The organism is Pseudomonas sp. GL-B-12 (assembly GCF_019955895.1).
Lineage (GTDB): Bacteria > Pseudomonadota > Gammaproteobacteria > Pseudomonadales > Pseudomonadaceae > Aquipseudomonas.
The window spans coordinates 110,418-132,609 of record NZ_JAHBCX010000005.1 but is presented as its reverse complement, the minus strand read 5'-3'; the positions used below and the strand labels follow the sequence as shown (position 1 = coordinate 132,609).

The following is a 22,192-nucleotide window of genomic DNA, read 5'->3' as shown; positions in this document are numbered from 1 at the left end:
CGGATACCGCAGTAGCTCGTTAATGCTGCAGATTTATCGCCGTGCCGGTTGGCCGGCTGCTCCAATGGGCGGCCGGGAACTCACTGGACATTGCGTTCGATACGGAGATGAGTACGCAACTCCATGCGGAGGTGCATCATGCTGCTCAAGAAATGTTTGTTGGCTCTGGCCATCGGCGGAGTCCTGTCGGCATCGACTGTCCTGGTGCCCGATTACATCGGTAGTTTCTCCAGCGTGTATGCCAAAGATGGCGGCGGTGGTCACGGCGGTGGCGGTGGCTCCGGAGGCGGTGGTCACGGTGGTCATGGTGGCGACGGCGGTGGTGGTCATGGTGGCGGCGACCATGGAGAGGGTGGCGATCATGGTGCTGCAGGCCATGACGGTGACGGTCATGGAGGCCCGGGGCGCGGCGACGCTGACCATGGTGGTGTTGCCGGGAACAGAGGCCCAGGCAATGCGCACGACAACGACAACGACAACGACAACGCGAATGACAATGACAATGACAACGATGCCGCAGATGCAGCCAGGGACGCTGCCAAAGCTGATGCCAATGCCGCCAGAGACGCGGCCAGGGCTACTGCAGATGCAGCCCGGGATGCGGCAAAAGCAACTGCAGATGCAGCCCGGGACGCCGCCAGAGCTGAGGCGGATGCAGCCCGGGATGCCGCAAAAGCTGCTGGCGTAGCGGGCGAAGACGCAGACGCAGCCAGAGACGCTGCCCGGGCCGCTGCAGATGCAGCGAGGGACGCGGCCAAGGCCGACGCAGATGCCGCCAGGGATGCTGCCCGGGCTACCGCGGATGCCGCGAGGGACGCCGCCAAAGCCGAGGCGAAGTCAGCCAGAGAGGCCGCCAAAGTTGAGGCGAAGGACGCCAGAGAGGATGTGGCGGACGCCCCGGACGAACCGGATTTCGACACGGTTGAGGTAGAGAACTAAGCCTGCAGGTTCGGCAATGAACACGGCAGGCATACCGTAGAAAACGTCCCGGGAGCTTGAGGGACGTATCGGCAAAGAGTCGCAAGCCCTGAAACGTCGTGGGGTTTGCGACTTTTTTTCGGCTATCGAGCCTGAGGGCACATTTCTACAGACCCGCTCACAAACGCCTGACTCGCCTTCACGAGTGATGAGAAGGGGGAGGCTCGGCTCGGCCAGGTTGTTCAGGTATGAGATAGACTCGAGCCAGTTCGGCACAAGACACAGGAGAGGTGATGAATGGAATCATTTAGCGTACGCGAGCTGAAAAAGGCTGACGCTCAAGCGTTGCTGGCTTTCGAAATCCAGAACCGTGAATGGTTCGAATCCCATATTGATGCGCGCGACCCTTCTTTTTACTCGTTGCAGGGTGTCGCCGATCATATCGAAAGCTATTTATCCGATTTCGTCATCGGTGCCTGGCACCCGTTTGTCATCGAGGATTCCAGCCAGAGAATCGTCGGTCGAGCCAATCTGAAAAGCATCGACTCTTCGACGGGATCTGCGCAGGTGGGTTACCGGATCGATCAGCGCGCGTGCGGCCAGGGGCTGGCAACACTGGCGCTGAGGCGCCTGATCCAGGAGGCACGGATGCGCTGGGGGCTTGCGCAATTGGTTGCGTATGCCTTCAAGGAAAACGCGGGCTCCAGAAAAGTACTGGATCGGTGTGGATTCAAGCTTCAGCAGCCCTCCTGTAACGACAAGACCGGGAATGAAGACCGATTTGTCCTGTCGATCAGATAACTGCTTTCAACCGTTCTGAAGGCTTGTAGCAGGTCGCGCCTGCTACTCCTGATCTTCAGCCACCTCTTTCCAGCTGTCATCCGGATCAAAGCGCTTCATCGCTAGTGCCAGTTTTTCACCACCGGGCCCCAGGTCTTTCTCGAATACCTGTCCTTCATGACTGATCATGAAACTCATCACGCCGGTGTCGTTGTACTTCGCCGGCCAGGCGATCAGCGCAAAGCCCCGGCTCATCTTGTCACCGATGAGGTAGCTGTAGGCACCACCCGGTGCCGAAGGACCCTGGCCATGAAGGATGCGGAAGCGGTAACCATGCCACTCTTCGTCGGCAATGGCTTTGCCGAACGAAGGCCCCAACGGGCTGATCTGGCCGCTGTCGTCTTCCTCCCAATAAAGTCCGTCATGCTTGCCGGGGGTGCTGAAGATTTTCTGCGCATACTCGAGTGCACCATCATCGTCCCGATCCACCGACGCATAGTCCATCTGGGCATCGTGATAGGCCAGCACCGATTGCACCGCGGCGAGTTCATTGCGGCCGATTTGACGTGCACGGATCTCGGCACTGCCGGCCTTCATGTCGAAGCGCCAACCGTTCTCGTTCTTTGTCAGGGGGATAGGCAGTGTCCAGTTCTCACTGCCGACCGCCAGGATAGCCTTGCGGTCACTGGTGTTTTCAAAGTGGTGTTGTTCGCGATATTGCTGCAAGAACGCATCGACATCTTTGCGCTGCACGCCTTCGCGGGGGATGTAACTGTGCCAGTCACTGCCCAGCAGCTCGGTCAGGCGTGCCTGGTCGGCGTGTTCGGTGCCCAGTGCTTCGACAAAGGCTTCTGCGGCCTTTTCTGGCGTTGGAAAGGCCTGCTGTGCCGTCGCCATGCACGACCACAACAAGCCGGCGGCTATAACCAGGACATAAGGGAGCAAGCCCGTGAGTCCCTTCAATCGAGGATGGTTTTTCAACGACGGCCCCCCCTTTGACGCGCTGGTGGATTGGACGGCCGGCTGACCTGGTGACCGGCCGATCGCGAGGCACTGGGGCGTTGGGCGGATGCCTGGCTGGCCCGGCCACGATTGGCCTGGACGTTGGCCTGGGACGGTGAACGTGCGCCGGCGAACGCATTGTTACGGGCACTGCCGGTACTGGCGGCCGGCCGTTTATTCGTCGCTTGCCGCGTCTGCGCGGAGCCTTCTCTACGCTGATTCAACTGGGAACTCTGGTTCCTGGGTTGCTGATTGGCCTGCTGGGTCTCCCTCCTGGGCTGCTGATTCTCCCGGGTGTTTCTGGCCGTGCCCTGGCTTCTGTCAGCCGCCTTTGGCCTGTCTGCACCGGCCTGCAGCCGATCGCCGCCTGCGGTTGCGGACTGGAGTTTGCGCGTTTGATCACGGGCTTCGCGGTTGCTGGTGGCAGGGCGTTCGATACCGTGCTTGTCCATTGAGGTGCGAGCATTTTCACGGGCCTGGGCGCGTTGGGCATTGTCCCCGCGATAGGCTTCACGCTGATTGGCACCGTTGAGTTGGCGGCCGTACTGTGCGCGGCTCGCACTGTCTCGATAGGGCACGCCATTGCGATGCACCGGGTTGTGTTGCCATTTGTTGTTGGTGATCCGGTTGTTGCCGTTGATGTTGTTGTAGCGATTGACGTCGATGTCGACGTCGTTATTGCCCCAGTCACATTCACCCCACAACGATCCAATGATCGCCACACCGGCACCAAACGCGAGTCCGGCCATCAGGGCCTGACCAGGGTAATAGGCCGGTGGCGGAGGATAGTACGCGGGCGGCGACGCCGGGTAGGGCCAGGTGCCGTAGGTGGTTGTCGGGTTATACGTGGGGACGTACACCACCTGCGGATCGGCAGGCTGAATGATGATGGTGGAGTTGCTGGCCGGGGCCGATTCAGGGGCTGGAGCCGGTGCCGCAGTCGTGGTCGCCGGTGCCGGCGGCGCGATATTCTGGATCGTCACGTTCTGATATTGGTTGCTCTGCAGATTGCCGGCTGCCTGTGCCTGGCGACGCAAGCGCTGCGCGCTTTCCATGACACCGTCGGGCTGCGCCAGGAAGGCATCGCCCAGGCGTTGGACCCAGACGGGGTCCTGCCCCAGCAGTGCCAGAACCTGCGGGAAGGCGACCAGTGCCTGCACGCTCGGATCCCAGGGCTGGTTCGCCACCTGTTTGACCGCATCGTCACCCTTGGCGTCCGGGTGCGCTTTGGACCAGCTGACCGCCTCGCCGACTTCCCCGGGGTAGGTGGTGGCCATCAGTACCTGTGCAAACAGTGGGTCCGGGTACAGCGCAATGGGCGCCAGCATCTGATCCAGCTGTTCCTGGGTAAACACCGGATCCTTGGCCACCGGGGCGGCGGGCGTTGCAGTGGTCGCGCTTGCCGGTGCGGGGGCTGCGGCGGGTGCCGTGGCCGGTGCGGCGGCGGTCCCATCCGTACCCAGTGCCAGGCACGAAGATCCGCTCAAAAACAGTACGGCCGACAACGCGTAAAGTAATGGATTGTGCATTGCACCCTCCATGGGGTCAGGCAGGCTTGAAATGAGTGGATCAATCCCTGGCAGGTGAAGCCGACTTTGCAAGCCACAGAGCCCGGCCTCGACACCGCTTTCTAATGGTAGCAGTTGATTCAAAGGATCAAGGCTGCCTGAAAAATTGCGCCTCGATCACTGGGCGCTGGCATCGCTTTCGTGCTCTTCGGCGAATGCCATGAACACCTTCAGGTCCAGTACATCCAGCTTGATCTGGGCGATGAACGCCGAGAAGGCCAGGTTGGCGGCCAGCAGACGCAGGTCGCTGGCCCAGGCTGGAAGATAGACCGGCCCCTTGAGCCAGCCGGATTCGAACAGGGGCGCCAGGCGCACGGTGTCACCCAGGCTGAGGCGCCCTGCAAACAAATGCCCGACCAGTTCCGGCCGGTTATCGCGAATTGCGATACGCAGCAGGGTGTGGACGCCGAGCAGCCCGGTCAGGTAAGCGGCATCCTTGGTGAACGCCGAACCGCCCCGCAGGTCGGCGCCGCGGAACACCCGTTGGGTTGAGCGGAAAGATTCCTCTTCTGTCTGCCCGGCCGCCAGAAAACCTTCGAACACCTGGATGAAATCGGCACCCTCCAGTGCCTGCTGGACGGCGAGCACGCGCAGGGCCAGGCGCCGCAGGCGGTTGATGTCCATGCTGCCGGTGAACAATTCGGCCAGGGTGGCAATGCCTTCCTGGGTCTGGGTCGTGCGGGGCGCCCCCAGGCCCAGGCTTGTGAGGTTGGGCTGGCGCGCGCCGTTTTGTGCCGTGGCGACATGCACGAAGGCCTCGTGTTGCAACAGCTGATGCTTGTCCAGTTCCGAGAACAGCGCGCTGGCCCGCAGGCGAATGCGGCTCGATCCGGCGATGGCCTTGGCGGCCAGGTTCGGATCGAGCACGACCGTGATCTGCCCGACGCCGAAGAAACGGTCCAGTTCCGGTTGTATCCAGGTGGCGAACGCCTTGGCCGGGATCTCGGCCGGGCAGGGTGGAATCCGCGCACCGCCCAGCAGGGCGTCGGTGGTCTTGAGGAAGAACCGGGCCGCGTCGAGCATGCTCAGTTGCAAGCGCGTGTAATAGAAGTCCGGACGCCGGTACAGCGCTGACGAGTATTGGGTAAAGGCGGGAGTGCCAATGGCCCCCAGCATGTGTCCGGCCGTGGCATAGCTACGGGCGGTCATGGCCAGGTAATTCCCGGCCGGATGCCCCACATCGCAATGGCTGATAAAGGTTTCCAGCGCGGCGATGTCGGCGCTGTGGTCGCGGGGTTGCAACTCGACCTTGGGTAACTCGGCACGCCCGCCGCGCCATTTCGCCAGGAAGTCTTCCTCGACGCCGTCCGGCCAGGACAGGGCATCCAGCACGCGGATCTTGCGGGTCAGGCCGGGCAGGGCGGCATCGAGTTCGGACAGGGCGGCGGCGCTCATGGAGATCTCCTTGAGGGACGAAGTGGCGTTACAAAAGCTTAGTCGTCTCGCGCGGTTGTGTGTCGATCCGGGACTACTCCATGACCGCTGCCGGCTCTTCATGTGCCAGGGCTTTTGGGGTCTTGATAATCAGCAACAACGGCATGACCGCCAGTGACAGCAGCATCAGCAGCTTGAAGTCATCCACGTAGGCGATCCAGCTGGCCTGCACGTTGACCAGCGCGTCCAGGGTGGCGCGGCCGGAGGCGACCATCGGGTCCAGGTAGCTCTTGATCGACCCTGCGTCGAAGGCCCGGTTGAAGGGCGTGATGTAGGCGCCGATCTGCTCGTGGTTGGCCTGGATGTTCTGGGTGAGCAGCACGGTCACGATGGAGATCCCGACGCTGGAACCGACATTTCGCGACAGGCTGTAAAGCCCGGTGCCTTCGGCGCGCAAGGAGGCGGGCAGGGTCGCGAAGGCAACCGTGGTCAGTGGCACAAACAGCATGCCCAGGCTGGTGCCCTGGATGAAGCCGACCCAGATGACGGTCTGCATCGACACGTCAGGCGTCCAGCCGGTCATCAGCCCCATCGACAGCGCCGACAAGCCCAGGCCCGACAGCAATAAAAGACGGGTATCGACTTTGCCCAACAGTCGGCCGGCGAGGAACATGGTCAGCATCGTGCCCAGGCCACGCGGGCCCATCACCATGCCGGCGGTCAGCACCGGATAGCCCATCAGGGTTTGCAGGTAAGGGGTCATCAGCGCCAGTGAGGCCAGGTAGGTGATGCCGACGATAAAAATAAAGACGACGCTGATCGCAAAGTTACGATCCTTGAACAGCTTCGGGCTGATAAAGGGATTGTCGGTGGTGAAGGTGTGGACCAGGAACACGTACAGGGCGACAGCGGCCACGATCGCTTCGACGAGGATTTCACCGGAAGCGAACCAGCCCAGTTGTTCGCCCCGGTCCAGAAACAGTTGCAGGGCCATGATCGCCACGCTCAGCGAGCCGAAGCCGAGCCAGTCCAGGCGGGTCGAGGTGTCGGTGGTGGTTTCGCTGACGTAATAGACGATCCCGGCCAGCGCCAGCAAACCGATGGGCAAATTGATGAAGAACACCCAGCGCCAGCTGAAATTCTCGGTCAGCCAGCCGCCGAGCATCGGCCCCAGCACGGGGCCGACCATGACCGAGACGCCGAACAGAGCCATGGCGGAACCGCGTTCCTTGAGGCTGTAGATGTCCAGCAGAATGCCCTGGGACAGAGGCACCAGCGCCGCGCCCGCCAAGCCCTGCAGCAGGCGGGCGAGGATGATTTCTTCCAGCGATTGCGCCAGGCCGCAAAGGATCGACGAGATCACAAAGCCGACAATCGCCCACAGCAGCACGCGTTTGCGCCCAAAGCGCCTGGCCAGAAAGGCGGACGGCGGGGTCATGATTGCCGCGGCGACGATGTAGGACGTCAGCACCCAGTTGATCTGGTCCGAACTGGCCGAGATGCTGCCTTGCATGTAGGGCAGGGCGACATTGGCGATGGTGGTGTCGAGCGCTTGCATGATCACCGCCAGCACGACGCAAGCGGTGATCATCCCGCGATGGGCCACCGCTTCGCTCGGTGCCGGGTTATTCATGGGCCAGAGTCGGGGTAGGGGCCTTGCTCGCCAGCAGCCCCGAGAACAGGTGCGGCAGGCCACGGGCCGAGCCGGTATCGATTTCTGCCTGCACACTCATGCCGGTGCGCAGCGGCGGTTTTTCCCCGGCATCATCGATGCTGATGCGCACGGGAATCCGTTGCACGACCTTGACCCAGTTGCCCGTGGTGTTTTGCGCGGGCAGCAACGAGAAGCTCGAACCCGACGCCGGGCTGATGCTGTCGACGGTGCCGTGCCACTGCACGCCGGGGTAGCTGTCGACGCTGATATCGACGGACTGACCGGGTTTCATGTGGGTCAGTTCGGTTTCCTTCGGGGACGCCGCGACCCACAGGTGGTCGGCCGACACCAGGCTGATGCCCGACTGTGGTGGTTGCAAGTAGGAGCCGACTTGCAGCGAATCAACGTTGGTCACGACACCGTCAAACGCAGCCCTGACCACCGAGTTGTCCAGGTTGCGCTGGGCTTCGTCGACAGCGGCTTGGGCGATCAGGTACGTGGATTGTTGTTCGACGGGGGTTTCGATATTTCCGCCCAGTTGCGCCAGCACCATTTGCGCGGTGGCCCTGGCCACGGTGATTTTTTGCCGGGTGCTGTCCAGTGCATGCTTGGCATCGTCGTAGTTGGTTCTGGACACCGCAGAAACGCTGAGCAGGGTTTGCTGGCGCTGGAAGCTGGCCTGGTAGTAGGCGAGGTCGATTTGTGCCTGGTCGATTTCGGCCAGCGCTTGCTTGTAATTGGCCTGGAGATTGAGGATCTGGTTGCGCACGTTGCTCAGTTGCGCCCTGGCGCTGGCCAACGCAATCTCGAAGGGCTCCGGCTTCAGGGTGAACAGGACTTGGCCCTTGACCACCCGTTGGTTGTCTTTGACATCAACCGAGGCCACCAGGCCCGAGACATCGGTGGAGACACCGACATGATCGGCTTGAATGTAGGCATTGTCGGTGGAAATGATCTGCCCGCCCGTGACATACAGATAGCCGCCGACCACCAGCGCGATGGGTAGCAGGGCAAAGAGCGTGGTGCGCACGAGTTGCCGTCTCTCAGTCATGACGATGCTCCTGCTCTTCAACGGGAAGACTGCAAGCTTCGATCAGGTTGGACCTCATCCGCTTCATCATCTGCAGCAGCAGTTGTTCCTCCTCGGCAGAGAATCCGCGCGTGGCTTCCTGGCGAGTCACTCGGCCCATGTCACGCATGAGTTGCAGCAGCGGATGAGCCTGCTCCGTCAAAAACAGCAGGGACAGGCGTCGATCCGTGGGGTGACGACGTCGCTCGACCAAACCGCGCTCGGCCATCTTGTCCAGCAGACGCACGAGGGTGATCGACTCCAGTTCCAGTAAATCCGCGAGCCCCTTTTGATGGATGCCCTCATGGGTCGACAGCATGGCCAGCACTTGCCACTGCGAACGAGTGAGGCCGACGTGCCGCGCGCGTTGTTCAAACCGCTTGCGCATCAGCCGGGCGCTGTCATGCAGGGCAAAACCAAGGGTCAATGTGTCGGTCATGGTGAAATCTGCTGCGGATGAGTTAGCTCATCATAGTTGAGCTTGTAATTAGGTGGCTATCTATATTTGCGAAATAATTCAGGTGAATCGATTCTCTCGACGGGGCATGGCGGGTTGGCTGTGAGCGGCGCCTTTCAATACCCCGTGAACGTGCTTTTCGAGGTGCCTTACGAGCGGTAAACCCGACCTCAGAGCAGGCTCCACGACACCCCGACGTACATTGCCATGCCCTCGCCAGGGGTGGATCGCGCCGCGTCCAGCCCTTTGTCGTCGAAGCCCGGCGTGACCGTGGCGGCATAGTGTTTGTCGGTCAGGTTGCGCATGTCCAGCCAGGTCTGCCAGTCGCCCTTGGGCGCGTTGTAGCCCAGCGTGGCGCCGAATATGGCGTAGGGATCGGCGTAGTAACTGTTGGCGTAATCGACCGCCACCTTGGACACCCATTGCGTGTTGAGCGCGGCGAAAAAGCCTTGTGGCCAGTCGTAGCGCAGTTCGCCCTGGTAATAGTGCATCGGCAGGCCCGGCAGGCGGTTGTCGCCGAAGCGCTCATCGTCGCGGTAGTGGAAGTCACTGAAGGTATAGCTCTGGCGCAGGCTCAATTGGCCGACATCCTCCGGCGACCAGAGGGGGCTCAGCAGGCTGGCTTCCACGCCCTGGTGCACGGTGGGGCTGGCATTGAGCTCGTAGGGCGTGGTGGCGTTGGCGTCCGGCAACACCGACAGCAGTTCGTGGCGCACCTGGGCGTAGTACCAGGCCAGGCTCCACTGCCCCAGCGTGCTGTCCCCGCGACCGCCGATTTCCAGGGTGGTGGCGGTCTGGTTTTGCAGCGTGACCGGTTCGCGCTGGGCACCCGTGGCGACACCGCTGCCTGCGGGGAACCGGATGTTCGAGCTATAGATCAGCGACCACGGGTGCGGTGCCTCGACCGAGCGGCTGAGATTGCCGAACAGTTGCAGGTCCGGTGTCAGTTGGTAGCGCAGGCCCACGCGCGGGGCGTAGTCCCAGTCGTGCAGGCTGGTCTTGCCACCACTTTGCGGGTAGGTGACATCGCTTTCACGGCGGGTGTAGATCGCGGCGAGGCCGGTGGTCAGCCACAGGTCGTCGGCGATCTCCAGGTCATTGCCGACATGCAGGACCGTGTCCGAGCCCTGATAGGTGAAGTTGCGAATCAGCGTGCCCGGTGCGTAACCGGCGGTGTTGCCGGTGGGGATGCGCACGAACTCGCTGGCGCCGGCATTGGGCAGGTGCTTGGTCACTCGCAGGCCCAGGGTGCTTTGGCTTTGCAGACCCCAGAGCGTGTCGCGACGCTTGTAGTCGAACGTGCCGCTGACGTCCGTGTACGCCACCTTCAGGCGGTTGGGACCCTCGCTCAAGTCCATGGGATAGTCGTGGTAGACCAGGCCGGTCTGGATGCTCGAATCGTCATCGATGTAGTAGGTGGTCTTGTTGCCGATAAAGGTGCTGCCCGGCTCGTCGCGGCGGTCGTCCCGCGCCACGTAGGCCGGGTTGGCCGCCCGTGGGTCATGCTCGATGGAGTGCTTGGTCACGCGCCCCGCGAGGTCGTTGTCGGTCTGGCGGTGGCGCAGGTAGAAGCGTGTTTCCAGGTTCGGGTTGAAGTGGTAACCGAAGTTGGCGATTACCCCCTGGCTCTCGCTGGCCGTGTGGTCCTGGTAGCCGTCGGCGTTTGCGTCGGTCATGGCCACGTAGTAATCGAAGGCCCCCAGCACCTGTCCGGAGCTGACCTGGCGCTGCTGATAGCCGTGACTGCCCGTTGCGTAGCGTACCTGTAACTTCGGTGAGTCGTAGCCGGTATGGCTGACGTAATCGATGGCCCCGCCCAGGGCCAGGGCGCCCCGGTCGAAACCGTTGGCGCCGCGCAGCACTTCCACATGGTCGAGCCACAGCGGTTCCAGCAATTCATAGGGTGTGCCGCCGGGGCCGGTCAGAGGCAGACCGTCGAGCATGGCGTACAGCCCCGAGGCGTGGGCACCCGGTGCGCGGTTGATCCCCGATCCGCGGATCGAGATCTTCACCCCTTCGTTGCCCGCCGACTGGGCATAGATCCCCGGCTGGTACGCCAGCACATCCTGGTTGCTGGCCACGCGGCCCTGCAACGGGCGGCGCATGTCGACCACGTTGGTGCCGCCGGGCACCTGGGCCAGCCGGGCCCTGGCATCCTCGATCCCCTGGTCTTCGTCGCTCTGGTCCTCAGCCCCGATCAGCACTTGTCCCAGCTCCAGGCCCTGAGCCTCGGTCATGGCCGGACAAACAAGGGCCAGGCCCAGCAGCGCAGCGGGCAAGGATTTAGGCGAAGGCATTGGGAAAACTCCAGACGTCAGGAACGGGCAATGAACAGAGCGACGCAAGAAGGAACGAAGGGAGCACATGGCAATTTTGTTATTTTGCCCGCCAAGGGTTGGCGGCTATCGGTTCAGCAGAGGTGCCAGCGCGCAGCGATCTCGGCGATCTCGCCATCCTTGAAGCCATTGTCGTAGTCGCAGTCTGGTTGGCCCGCCCGATGGGCACGGGCAATAGACTTTCAGTGCCATCCGGGTCAGTCGAGTGGCAGCGATATCGTTAATCTCGTTCCTTTGTCCGGTGCGCTGTCGATCGTGAATTCCCCGCCTAGCATGCTGATGCGTTCCTTCATTCCCACCAACCCGAACGAGTTCAATTTTTTGCGATCCGTCATGCCTACGCCATTGTCTTTGATCCGCAGGTAGAGCCGGCGACCCTCCCTGGAGAGTTCGATATGCACCTGTGTCGCTTGCGCGTGCCGGGCAATATTCGACAGCGATTCCTGCACTATGCGGAACAGCGTCGTGGCGGATTTTTCATTCAGGTCGCAACGGAAATTTTCGTCTTTCGCCGACATCGTGCAATCGATCGCGCTGCGCTGCCGGAACTCTTCAAGTTGCCACTCGATCGCTGCCTGCAATCCCAGATCGAGTACGGGTGGCCGAAGATCATTGATGATACTGCGGACACTGCGGATGGCTGTATCGAGGTGATTCAGAGCATCGCTGACCTTTTCGTTGAGCTTGGGGTGCATGGTACTGGTGCGCGCCTGCAACATGGAGACATCAATTCGCAACGCCAGCAGACTCTGTCCCAGCTCGTCATGGATGTCGCGCGCGATCCGTTTTCGCTCTTCTTCCTTGATGTGCTCCTGATAGGAGGCCAGTTCACGCAGCTGCAGCTTCGATTGCAGCAATTCCTCGGCCTGCATCGTCAGTTTGCGCTGCAGGTAGAACAGGTCGACAAACACCCGGATCTTGGCGCGAAGAACCTCGGCCACAATTGGCGAGAAGATGTAATCCACTGCGCCGGACGTATAACCGCGGAAACGCTCGGAATCCGTTTCGGCCTCCGCTGTGACGAAGATAATGGGCGTGTGGGCCGACTTCGGGCGGCCGTGAATGAGTGCAGCGGTCTCAAAACCGTCCATCACTGGCATTTTCACGTCGAGCAGAATGACGGCGAAGTCGCGCTGCAATAGCAGGCGCAGCGCCTCGCGTCCGGAAGTCGCCGTGGCAATATCGAGGCCCATGTCGGCAATCACCGCAGCGAGCGCCGTAAGCTTGGCGGGATTGTCATCCACCAGCAACACGGATGCTGGCACGCCATCAGGCGGGAGCGGGTGCCGCACCTGGGCTCTCTCATTGAATACCGGAGGTTCCTGCTGCATGTTTATGCCACTTCTGTTTGCGCTAGCGCCTCTTGGCGTTACGGCAACACCGGTAATATCAAGCCGGCCTTGCGCACATTGCCACCTTTGCTGTCGCGCAATCAGCGCGGTACAGCGTCATCGATAGAGCCATTTGCGCATCAGTGACAGCAGCTGGTCGGTATCCACCGGCTTGCTGACATAGTCCGATGCTCCTGCCTCGATGCACTTTTCACGGTCACCCATCATCGCCTTGGCCGTCAGCGCAATCATGGGCAGGGTTTCAAATCTCTTGAATGTACGGATCTGGCGCATGGTTTCAAAGCCATCCATCTCGGGCATCATGATGTCCATCAGCACGATGTCGGTATCGGGCTGCTGCTGCAGCAGTTCTATGGCGGTTCGGCCGTTTTCGGCCGTGGCCACCAGCATTTTGTTGCACTCAAGCACGCTGGTCAGGGCAAAAATATTGCGCACGTCATCGTCGACCACCAGGGCCTTTTTACCCTCGAGGCTGTCCGAACCCTCATAGAGTTTTTCCAGCATCCTGCGCTGGGTCTGCGGCAGCCTGGCGACGACGCGGTGTAGAAACAGCGCGGTTTCGTCGAGTATGCGCTCGGGGGACTGAACTGCCTTGATGACGCCCTTGCCGAGCAGTGTCCTGAAACGTTCGTGTTCCGGCTTGGTCAGTGTCGCTGCACCATAGGCGACGATCGGCAATTCACGCAGAGCGTGGTCTTGCTGCAATGCCTCGAGAAAGCTGATGCCGGATGCGTCGGGCAGTTTGAGATTGATTGCCATGCAGTCGTAGCGTTTCTTTGCCAGTTTCTTCAAGGCTTCCACGTCGCTGGCGGTCGTTTCGATCTTCAGGTCGGTGTTGCCGAGTAGATCGAGGATGCGGGCGCGGCTCCCGTCGTTGCCGTCGACGAGCAGCAGGCTTCTGGTCTTGCGCCGAGCGAATGCCACGATGCCGACCAGCGCATTTTGAATCTCGTCGGCTGTGACCGGCTTGAGCAGATAGTCGAAAGCACCATAGCGCAGCCCGCGTGTGTGGTCGTCAGCGGTCGAGATGATCTGGACCGGGATGTGACGCGTGGCGAAATTGCGCTTCAACTGCTCGAGCAGCGACCAGCCATCGATGTCCGTCAGGCCCGGGTCCAGGGTGATCGCGGCGGGTTTGAAGCGCTCGACAAGCTCCAGTGCATCCGCGCCACGGGTCGTGACGATAGCCCTGAACCCCTTCTGGTGCGCGGCCTCGAGCAGAATGCTGGCGAATCGGGCGTCGCCCTCGAGCATCAACAGCACTTGGTCCCCGGGTTGGACAGACTCGCGGTCGTCCGGTATCTGTGCAGACGGGCTTGACATGAGGTCGCGCTTGACTTGACCAGGTACTGCCTCTGTCGCGGATTCGTCTAGCGTCTGACGCTGGGCGTCCGGTGTACGCAAAGGTACGTACAGCGCGAAAGTACTGCCATTGCCGATCTCACCGGGGATCAGCCGCAGCTCACCGCCCAACCGGTGTGCGAGCTCGCGGCTGATCGACAGGCCGAGGCCGGTGCCACCGTATTTTCGTGAGGTTCCGGTATCTGCTTGCTGGAACGCTTCGAAGATAAGCTTCTGCTTGCCGGCAGACACGCCAATGCCGGTGTCGGTGACCACGAAGGCGACCACCGTATCGGCACGATTGAGTTCGCTGTTATCCACGCTCCACCCGGACACAGCGGGTTCGATGCTGATCTTGACGCTGCCTTGCTCAGTGAACTTGAAGGCGTTGGACAGCAGGTTCTTGACCACTTGCAGCAGGCGCTTTTCGTCGGTCCAGATGACGGTGGGCAGGGCGGGTGCCAGTTCAATCGTGAAGGTGAGGCCCCGGCTTTCGGCGACTGGCCGGAAGGTGCGTTCGATCTGGTCGTGCAGATCGGCGAACAGCGCTTCATTCAGATCCAGTGTGACCGTACCCGACTCGATCTTGGACAGATAGAGAATCTCGTCGATCAGCTCCAGCAGGTCTTTGCCCGCGCTACGGATGGTCTTGGCATATTCGACCTGCCGGGGCGTGAGATTGTGCTCCGCGTTGTCGCTGAGCTGCCGGGCCAGGATCAGCAAGCTGTTCAATGGCGTTCTGAGCTCATGGGACATGCTGGAGAGGAATTCGGACTTGTACTTCGAGGTCAGCATCAGCTGCTCCGCCTTCTCCTCCAGCGACAGCTTGGTGATTTCGACTTCGCGGTTCTTGCGCTCGACTTCGGCTTTCTGCTCCGCCAGCAGTCCAGCCTTGTCCCCCAGTTCCTCGTTGGTCTGTCTCAATTCTTCTTGTTGCTTTTGCAGCTCCTGCGCCAGCGATTGCGACTGCTTGAGCAGTTCTTCGGTACGCATATTGGCTTCGATCGTGTTGAGCACGATACCAATCGATTCAGCAAGCTGATCAAGGAAGGTTTGATGAATGATGCTGTAGCGCGTGAACGAAGCCATTTCGACGACGGCCTTGACCTTGTTCTCGAACAGGATCGGCAACACGATGATATTCAGCGGGGCGGCCGCACCCAGTCCCGATGAAATCGCGACGTAATTGGCGGGTACATCGGTCAGCAGGATGCGCCGCTTCTCGTAGGCGCATTGCCCGACCAGGCCCTCGCCGAGCCGCCACTCATCGTTCACATTGATGTTTCCCTTGTACGCATAAGCGGACAGTAGTTTGAGTTTCGCAGGATCGGGCGGGCTCTCGTTCATCATGTAGAACACACCATGCTGGGCGTTGATCAGCGGAGCCAGTTCAGACAGCACCATCTTGGAGACTGCCGCCAGATCGCGCTGGCCCTGCAGCAGACGGTTGAATTTCGCGAGATTGCTCTTGAGCCAATCCTGCTCCGCGTTTTGCCGCGTGGTTTCCCGCAGGTTGCGGATCATCTCGTTGACGTTGTCCTTCAATTCCGCCACTTCACCCTTTGCTTCCACCTCCACGTAACGGGTCAGATCGCCCTTGGTCACGGCAGTCGCCACGTCGGCAATTGCACGCACCTGATTGGTCAGGTTGGCCGCCAGACCGTTCACGTTGTCGGTCAGATCGCGCCAGGTGCCGGCAGCACCCGGCACGTTGGCCTGGCCCCCCAGCTTGCCCTCGACCCCCACTTCACGCGCCACCGAGGTCACCTGATCGGAGAACAGCGCCAGCGTATCGGTCATACCGTTGATGGTGTCGGCCAGTTCGGCGATCTCGCCCTTGGCTTCCAGTGTCAGTTTCTTCTTCATGTCGCCGTTGGCGACTGCGGTCACCACTTTCGCGATGCCTCGCACCTGGCTGGTCAGGTTGGCCGCCATGAAGTTCACGTTTTCGGTCAAATCCCTCCAGGTGCCGGACACGCCTTGCACCTGTGCCTGTCCCCCGAGCTTGCCTTCGGTGCCGACTTCGCGCGCCACCCGCGTCACTTCGGCGGCAAAGCTATTGAGCTGGTCCACCATGGTGTTGATGGTGTTCTTCAACTCCATGATTTCGCCCTTGGCTTCCACGGTAATCTTGCGCCCCAGGTCGCCTTTGGCCACCGCCGTCGTCACGTCGGCGATGTTGCGGACCTGATTGGTCAAGTTGGCGGCCATGCTGTTGACCGAGTCGGTCAAGTCTTTCCAGGTTCCACCGACGCCCGTCACCTTGGCCTGGCCACCGAGCTTGCCGTCAGTCCCCACTTCGCGAGCCATGCGCGTCACTTCGTCGGCAAAGGTCGAGAGCTGGTCCACCATTGTGTTGATGGTTTCCTTGAGTTGGAGAATTTCACCTTTCGCTTCGGCTGTGATCTTGCGTGACAGGTCGCCGTTGGCCACCGCCGTCGTCACGTCGGCAATGTTGCGCACCTGGGTGGTCAGGTTGGCCGCCATGCCGTTGACCGAATTGGTCAAGTCCTTCCAGGTACCGGACACGCCGGTCACTTCGGCCTGTCCGCCCAGTTTGCCTTCGGTACCGACTTCCAGCGCGACGCGTGTCACCTCCGAGGCGAAGCTGGAGAGCTGGTCGACCATCGTGTTGATCGTGTTTTTCAGTTCGAGAATCTCGCCCTTGGCTTCAACGGTGATTTTCTTGCCGAGGTCGCCGCGCGCCACCGCCGTCGTCACCTGTGCGAGGTTGCGCACCTGGGTGGTCAGGTTGGCCGCCATGCCGTTGACCGATTCGGTCAGGTCGCGCCAGGTGCCTGATACGCCGCGCACTTCCGCCTGACCGCCCAACTTGCCTTCGGTACCGACTTCCAGCGCCACGCGGGTCACTTCCGCTGCGAAGCTCGAGAGCTGGCCGACCATCGTGTTGATGGTGTTTTTCAGCTCGAGAATCTCACCCCTGACTTCGACGGTAATCGTCTTGCCCAGATCGCCTTTGGCCACCGCGGTTGTCACGTAAGCGATGTTGCGCATCTGGGTGGTCAGATTGGCGGCCATGTCGTTGACGGAGTCGGTCAGGTCTTTCCAGGTGCCGGACACCCCTTTGACATTGGCCTGCCCACCGAGAATCCCTTCAGTGCCGACTTCGCGCGCCACGCGGGTCACCTCGGAAGCGAAGGAGCCCAGTCGCGTCACCATGGTGTTCACGATCCTGGCGGATTTGAGGAACTGGCCCCGCAGTTTCAGGCCATCGAGTACCGGTGGTACCTGCTGGCTCAGATTACCCTCGGCAACCGAACCGATAACGCGAATCATCTCGCTCATCGGGCTGATGAGGTCGCTGGTCAGCGCATTGCTCGAGTTGACGATCTTTTGCCATGAGCCTTTCATCATCGGCAATTGGATACGCTCATCGACCTTGCCCTGCTTGCCGATCAGTCGCGCCACGCGTTCGAATTCGGTAGCGGTGTCGGCCGCCATGTCGATGATCTCGTTGAGCGTGTCGGCGATCTTGCCCGGCATGCCGGTCCAGTCTTCCGGCATTCGCGTGGTGAAGTCACCATTGCGCAACGCCTTCAGCGCTGTCAGCAACGTCTTCATGTCGAAATCTTCGATCGGTGTCGTCACTGTGGCCATGTCTATGTCCAGTCAAGATGGATGCCACGCGCAAGGCGTCATGCAGGAGCCGGCATTGCAGTATTGACCATGCTGAAAGCTGAGCGTTGGCTTACGAAATATTAGCAAGGTTGGCGCAATGCCCCGGATTCTGGGGGAATTAGTCGGGAACAGGCCGTTCCAACCGACTGCACCCGCAGTCCGAAGTAGTGAGCACTAACGGCTGAGGCAAAAAGTGCAAGTGTGCTCTGTGCCTGCTAACGTCAAACGCTGCAGCAGATTCCATGGCTTGCTGGCCACTGGTGAATGGAAAATACAGATGGTTGACCACAAAATCAGAGTCTTGCTGGTGGATGATCACAGCATCGTGCGTAGCGGCGTGCGACGCATGCTGGAGACTGCCGGCGAGATCGACGTTACGGGCGAAGCAGAGACGGCACAAGAGGCAATGCTCCTGGTCCGGGAGCAGGATTTCGACGTAGCGCTGGTAGATATTCAGCTGCCTGACAAGACCGGCCTCCAACTCCTCAAGCTCATGCGTGCAGAGAAGCCCAAACTCGCCGTTCTGATGTTGAGTATGCATTCGGTCGAGGCCTATGCGTTACGCGCAATCAAGCACGGCGCAGCGGGATACCTCACCAAAGATATTTCCGCAACCACCCTGGTTACGGCAGTTCGCAAGGTGGCCTCAGGCGGCAAGCACGTCAGTCCTGAGCTGGCAGAAAAACTGGTCAACGCTATCGGCAGAGGCGACGGGGCACCCCACGAAGCGCTATCCGACCGGGAGCTTGAAGTACTAAAGCTCCTTGCTTCAGGCGAGAGAATTGTCCGCATCGCTGAGATATTGCACTTGAGCCCGAGTACCGTCACGACGTACCGGGCACGTATCCTGGAAAAAACAGGGATGGACAGCAACGCGAAACTGGCCCGCTATGCACTCGAAAACGGCTTGTTAACTTAGAACACCCTGCCATCCGACGCAGCCGAGTCACTCGATCGTTCTTGGCATCCTCCACTCTCTGCGGCACATGCGCAGCTTCGCCCGATCCAGCCTGCTTGTAGTGGAATCACTACAAGCTCTTGGCCGATATCGCCACAAAGAAGTCCTGCTAACGTCGATAGTGGGGTTCGTTCCAATCAAGCATATTTACCTCTCGGAAAATTTTCGTCCGCTCAATGGAGTTGTCTTAGTCAACGTCTTGTACCGCCATGTCAAAAAAGCGAGGTGAAATCATGCAGGTCACCAACACAGAACCATTGACTGCATTGATGCCAGCCAGAGATTCAGGCCCTTTGCGCCTGTTTGTCGTTGAGGATTCGAACGTCGTGCCAGCGCTGCGACGCACGGTGTCGCCGCAGATCGCGGGCCTGTCACTTGCCGGGGCGTTCACCGCGCATCGACTGCCATCGCCGCCATCCGGCGTGAACCACCCGATGTCGTCTTGCTGGACGTCAACCTTGGCGACGGTAATGGCATGGAAGTATTGCGTGTGGTCGCAGCCGAGTATCCGCTGACAAAAGTCATAGTGGTCAGCGATTGTGCCGATCCGACACATTGGAAGTACTTCACAAAAGCGGGAGCCTACGCCTTCTACGACAAGAATCATGAACTTGCCATCATGCGACGCATGTTGGAGCGTTTAGCCAAGTCCCTGTTACCAGAAGATTTTTCCTGCTGGCAATCATTCCCAAATGGGAGCAGTACCCCATGGAACCAATCAGCAAAGAACACGACTTTCTAGCCGTGCTGCGGCACGTCATGTCACATGGCGTCATCACTTTGCTGGCAGTGGCCATAACGTTTGCCACGCCGGATGCCGCACGGTTCATCCTCTATGTATGGTGGCCACGCGTGGAGTTGGACTCGAATCAGCTGCTTGCGACAGAAATCGTGCTGGCCTCAACCTTGATGGTTCTGTTCCATCTGTGCAAACGCGCATGGGACACCACTGGGAGTATGACTTCGCCGCCGCCGACCTGGTCCAGCGGGATGCGACCACTGGCAACGAGACCGGGCGTGCTCCGCTCGGACTCCCCGTCCATGGCAGCCGCTTGAACCTGCTCGCCTGCTTCAGGATATGGATATGCATAAGAGCAAATTGCACGAGTCAGAAAAGACTCCGGAATCGATATTCGTAAGTTGAGCGCGGAGTGCGCGCTGCATTCATGTTGAACCAATGTTCTAACTGGAGGACATCATAATGATAGGTTATTGGTTGTGTGCGTTGCTGTGGGGTGTGGTGTTGCTGGAGGAGATCCAACTCATGCCCCTTCAAGAATGGAAAGACGAGGGTCTGAAAAAGGTTCTGTTGCTGCGCCGGACTAGAACCCGGACCGGCTACTTTATTGCGTTGATCGCGGGCGCCATGTGCCTTTATAGCGAAATCCTGGTGGCGCCGGTCGATCAGGGCATTTTCAATCCGGAGCTAATACTTGCCCTGTGTGGTGTTCTTTGGGGTGCTTATCTTTCCGTAGTCTGCATGAAGGGGAAGCGATAGATGCCTATCTCCATGACGACTGCGGGTAATTGATATTTCACTATCCTCGGCCGGCAGGGAAACTCCGCCGGTCAGGCGCTCAACTCAGCACTTGAACAGCCGCAGCCTCGCTGGCAGCGGCTTCATCCGAGGTTAGCGGACGAGTTCCAGGCGGGCGGCAATATTGATTGGGATGAGCGAAAGGATCTGAGGCGACGGAGCATAATGCCCGTGCTGTCGAGACGGATTCAACAAACTGGATTTGGTGTAGGCGGGATCTTGGTTAAACCGGCGCTGGCAGCACCTTGGGTGCTGCCAGCGAGGCTTGAGGCTGAACACTTCTGTCAGCCGGGGGACAGGCTACGCAGATCAGCTGTTGGCGTGATCGGTCGCTTTGGCTTTGCTTTCAGCGACAGCGGCTTCAGCCTTCTGTTTCTGTGCAACCTGGAAGGCTTTCATCGAGACTGTCCGGGCCGACTCCATGCGTGCGAAGGTCCGGTCACCACCACCTGTGGCCATCGCCAGAGAAGAAGCGGTCAGAGTGGCGACTACGAAGAGAACTTTCATGGATTTCATTTGGGTATCCTCAATTGAAATTTGTTAACAGTTAAAGCGGGATTCATTTGCTAGAGCAGAACTTCCTTGTTCAACCTGGATTCACCAGCCAGCCAGGGCGGCGTTGCCTGGTGTCCTGGTGCCTTGCTCCATACGCGCTTCGGTGTCTTTGTTTTTTGCCCAGGCAGTGAGCAGTACCATCATCGCGAACCCACCAACGATGAGAACCGGATAGGCTGCCAGCAACTCCACCAGCGAGTACTTCCAGGCTAGCGGACGACCAACACCGAGCATGGCGGCATAGAACCACGACACGCCAGAGAGGGCGCCCGAGAACAGCGCCAGCATGCGCAGGCTGAAGGAGAGTTTCAGTAACGAACCGGCTTTTTTCAGCGCCGGCAATACAGCGCTATGCAACAGGAAGCCGTTAAAGGTCAACAGCACAACGATGCCGATCTTGGCTTGCAGTTTGGGGTTGAGGAAATACTCCATCCCCTTGCCGGCATAATCGATCCCGATAATACCAATGCCCGTAACCCAGAGAGCTACAAGTGCAAGCGATACGGTTTTTTGAAGGCTTTCCATGTGCGCGTCATCTTGGTGACCTGACGCATCCCCCTTCAGGAGTTGCTTGACCATTGCAATGTCACTGGTCAAAACCAGCCCGATTGCAACGCAGCAGGCGATAAGATGAAAATATACAACGCCCAAACGCACATATTCCACGGTGGACGAAGAAAACATACTAAGTTCCATGGTGACCTCTTGGTTTCAATAGTGAATCAACTTGGCTCTCAGCACGGTTTGATTGAAATTTACCGTTGCTGACTACCATTTAGATCCAGCCATTGTTATCAGTTAATCTTGCGACATTACGCCATCAAGATAATAGTGAATTTCGCGAATGAACTTTTAGTCATTCGATCATGTCCATTTTCAGGTAACAAAAAACATCATCCGCACTGAGTGCATATGAGGTTTAACTTCCGCTTCTAGGGAGGGCGGCGAGGCCCGGAACCCGATCGACTAGTTGATCAGGCAATGCTGGTGGGGTCGGCGGGGCTTCCACCCCATTCGAGGAAACGGATCTTGTGAACCTCGCCCTCGCTGTCTTCGTAGACCAGGGTCACCGGTACCACGCCGGTCTTGTCGGATGTATCGGTGCGCTGCAGTACCCGCTTCACATCGATTTCCATACCGTAGTGGTATTCGACGGCTGAGACATGCGCGCCGGGTTCTTGCAGGCTGTTCTGGTCGAAGACACTGGGTGCGAGACTGGAAATCACCGCACTGACAATTGTGGCCATGCTCATAAGGCTGTACCTCTTCTTAAGTTCACTTGACAAGGACCTAATGTGACACGAGGTGACAGTGAAGTTCACTTCACCGCGACGAACGTGCCCGCCTGAAAAGCCTGTAGTGGCTGCAAACTCCCGGCAATTCCCCGCGCTTGACGCCTTTCGACCGTTCGTCCTTTAACCCCCGTATTTGTTGGGCAAAGTCCGTTTCTGAAGGAGGTCATAACATGTCATGACGGATTTTCGCGCACGGTGAATCAGTGCTTTCAATTCAGTCGGCTGAGTCCGAGCGATTGCGAACGCCTGCTATCGAGCCAGGGGAGAAATATCGGGTATTGGTCGATTGTTGACTGTCGCGAAAGGTAGCCACCGACCCATTGCGGACGGTCAGACTTCACTTGGGAAGCGCTGAGC

The 22,192-nt window shown here is 59.7% G+C and carries 18 protein-coding genes; 6 read left to right on the top strand and 12 right to left on the bottom strand.

Going from position 1 to position 22,192, the window contains the following annotated elements:
* The first annotated feature begins 138 nt into the window (after window positions 1–138).
* Window positions 139–939 (top strand): hypothetical protein, encoded by an 801-nt coding sequence (locus KGA85_RS03320; protein WP_223542909.1) that lies wholly within the window; start codon window positions 139–141, stop codon window positions 937–939.
* 276 nt (window positions 940–1,215) lie between these two features.
* The gene (locus KGA85_RS03315) at window positions 1,216–1,719 is read left to right on the top strand and encodes a GNAT family N-acetyltransferase (RefSeq protein WP_223455503.1); all 504 of its coding nucleotides are present in this window, start codon (window positions 1,216–1,218) and stop codon (window positions 1,717–1,719) included.
* 42 nt (window positions 1,720–1,761) lie between these two features.
* Here the strand turns inward: KGA85_RS03315 and KGA85_RS03310 are convergent, their stop codons facing one another.
* From KGA85_RS03310 to KGA85_RS03270, 9 genes are all read right to left on the bottom strand, one after another.
* Window positions 1,762–2,595, bottom strand: coding sequence for a DUF2950 domain-containing protein (locus tag KGA85_RS03310; RefSeq protein ID WP_223455504.1), 834 nt, complete (start codon window positions 2,593–2,595; stop codon window positions 1,762–1,764).
* An 80-nt stretch (window positions 2,596–2,675) separates the two neighbouring features.
* Window positions 2,676–4,229, bottom strand: a complete 1,554-nt coding sequence (locus KGA85_RS03305) for a DUF3300 domain-containing protein (RefSeq protein ID WP_223455505.1) — start codon at window positions 4,227–4,229, stop codon at window positions 2,676–2,678.
* A gap of 156 nt (window positions 4,230–4,385) precedes the next feature.
* Window positions 4,386–5,663: a flavohemoglobin expression-modulating QEGLA motif protein gene (locus KGA85_RS03300; protein WP_223455506.1), complete on the bottom strand. Its 1,278-nt coding sequence runs from the start codon at window positions 5,661–5,663 to the stop codon at window positions 4,386–4,388.
* Window positions 5,664–5,736: 73 nt separating this feature from the next.
* On the bottom strand, window positions 5,737–7,275 hold the full coding sequence (locus tag KGA85_RS03295; protein WP_223455507.1) for a DHA2 family efflux MFS transporter permease subunit: 1,539 nt from the start codon (window positions 7,273–7,275) through the stop codon (window positions 5,737–5,739).
* Window positions 7,268–8,347 (bottom strand): HlyD family secretion protein, encoded by a 1,080-nt coding sequence (locus KGA85_RS03290; RefSeq protein ID WP_223455508.1) that lies wholly within the window; start codon window positions 8,345–8,347, stop codon window positions 7,268–7,270. Before KGA85_RS03290 ends, KGA85_RS03295 begins: the two co-directional genes overlap by 8 nt.
* Window positions 8,340–8,804: a MarR family winged helix-turn-helix transcriptional regulator gene (locus KGA85_RS03285; RefSeq protein WP_223455509.1), complete on the bottom strand. Its 465-nt coding sequence runs from the start codon at window positions 8,802–8,804 to the stop codon at window positions 8,340–8,342. Before KGA85_RS03285 ends, KGA85_RS03290 begins: the two co-directional genes overlap by 8 nt.
* A 188-nt stretch (window positions 8,805–8,992) precedes the next feature.
* Window positions 8,993–11,119, bottom strand: a complete 2,127-nt coding sequence (locus KGA85_RS03280) for a TonB-dependent receptor family protein (protein WP_223455510.1) — start codon at window positions 11,117–11,119, stop codon at window positions 8,993–8,995.
* Window positions 11,120–11,355: 236 nt separating this feature from the next.
* On the bottom strand, window positions 11,356–12,489 hold the full coding sequence (locus tag KGA85_RS03275; protein ID WP_223542908.1) for a response regulator: 1,134 nt from the start codon (window positions 12,487–12,489) through the stop codon (window positions 11,356–11,358).
* A gap of 117 nt (window positions 12,490–12,606) precedes the next feature.
* Complete coding sequence (locus KGA85_RS03270) at window positions 12,607–17,469, bottom strand: HAMP domain-containing protein (RefSeq protein ID WP_223542907.1); 4,863 nt, start codon at window positions 17,467–17,469, stop codon at window positions 12,607–12,609.
* Window positions 17,470–17,767: 298 nt separating this feature from the next.
* Here KGA85_RS03270 and KGA85_RS03265 point away from each other — a divergent pair, with 298 nt between their 5' ends.
* The 4 genes from KGA85_RS03265 (at window position 17,768) to KGA85_RS03250 (ending at window position 19,946) form a co-directional block, all read left to right on the top strand.
* Window positions 17,768–18,409, top strand: coding sequence for a response regulator transcription factor (locus tag KGA85_RS03265; protein ID WP_263289091.1), 642 nt, complete (start codon window positions 17,768–17,770; stop codon window positions 18,407–18,409).
* A 445-nt stretch (window positions 18,410–18,854) separates the two neighbouring features.
* Complete coding sequence (locus tag KGA85_RS03260) at window positions 18,855–19,190, top strand: response regulator (protein ID WP_223455567.1); 336 nt, start codon at window positions 18,855–18,857, stop codon at window positions 19,188–19,190.
* Window positions 19,157–19,504 carry a hypothetical protein gene (locus tag KGA85_RS03255; protein WP_223455514.1) on the top strand — a complete coding sequence of 116 codons (348 nt, stop codon included), beginning with the start codon at window positions 19,157–19,159 and terminating at the stop codon, window positions 19,502–19,504. Before KGA85_RS03260 ends, KGA85_RS03255 begins: the two co-directional genes overlap by 34 nt.
* A gap of 142 nt (window positions 19,505–19,646) precedes the next feature.
* Window positions 19,647–19,946: a hypothetical protein gene (locus KGA85_RS03250; RefSeq protein ID WP_317848721.1), complete on the top strand. Its 300-nt coding sequence runs from the start codon at window positions 19,647–19,649 to the stop codon at window positions 19,944–19,946.
* A 348-nt stretch (window positions 19,947–20,294) separates the two neighbouring features.
* Here KGA85_RS03250 and KGA85_RS03245 read toward each other — a convergent pair whose 3' ends face one another.
* The 3 genes from KGA85_RS03245 to KGA85_RS03235 all read right to left on the bottom strand — a co-directional run bounded on the left by KGA85_RS03245 (window position 20,295) and on the right by KGA85_RS03235 (window position 21,793).
* Complete coding sequence (locus KGA85_RS03245; protein ID WP_223455516.1) at window positions 20,295–20,501, bottom strand: co-regulatory protein PtrA N-terminal domain-containing protein; 207 nt, start codon at window positions 20,499–20,501, stop codon at window positions 20,295–20,297.
* Window positions 20,502–20,582: 81 nt separating this feature from the next.
* Window positions 20,583–21,236 carry a hypothetical protein gene (locus KGA85_RS03240; protein WP_223455517.1) on the bottom strand — a complete coding sequence of 218 codons (654 nt, stop codon included), beginning with the start codon at window positions 21,234–21,236 and terminating at the stop codon, window positions 20,583–20,585.
* Between the two features lie 278 nt (window positions 21,237–21,514).
* Window positions 21,515–21,793, bottom strand: coding sequence for a DUF2790 domain-containing protein (locus KGA85_RS03235; RefSeq protein WP_008001371.1), 279 nt, complete (start codon window positions 21,791–21,793; stop codon window positions 21,515–21,517).
* Window positions 21,794–22,192 lie beyond the last annotated feature (399 nt).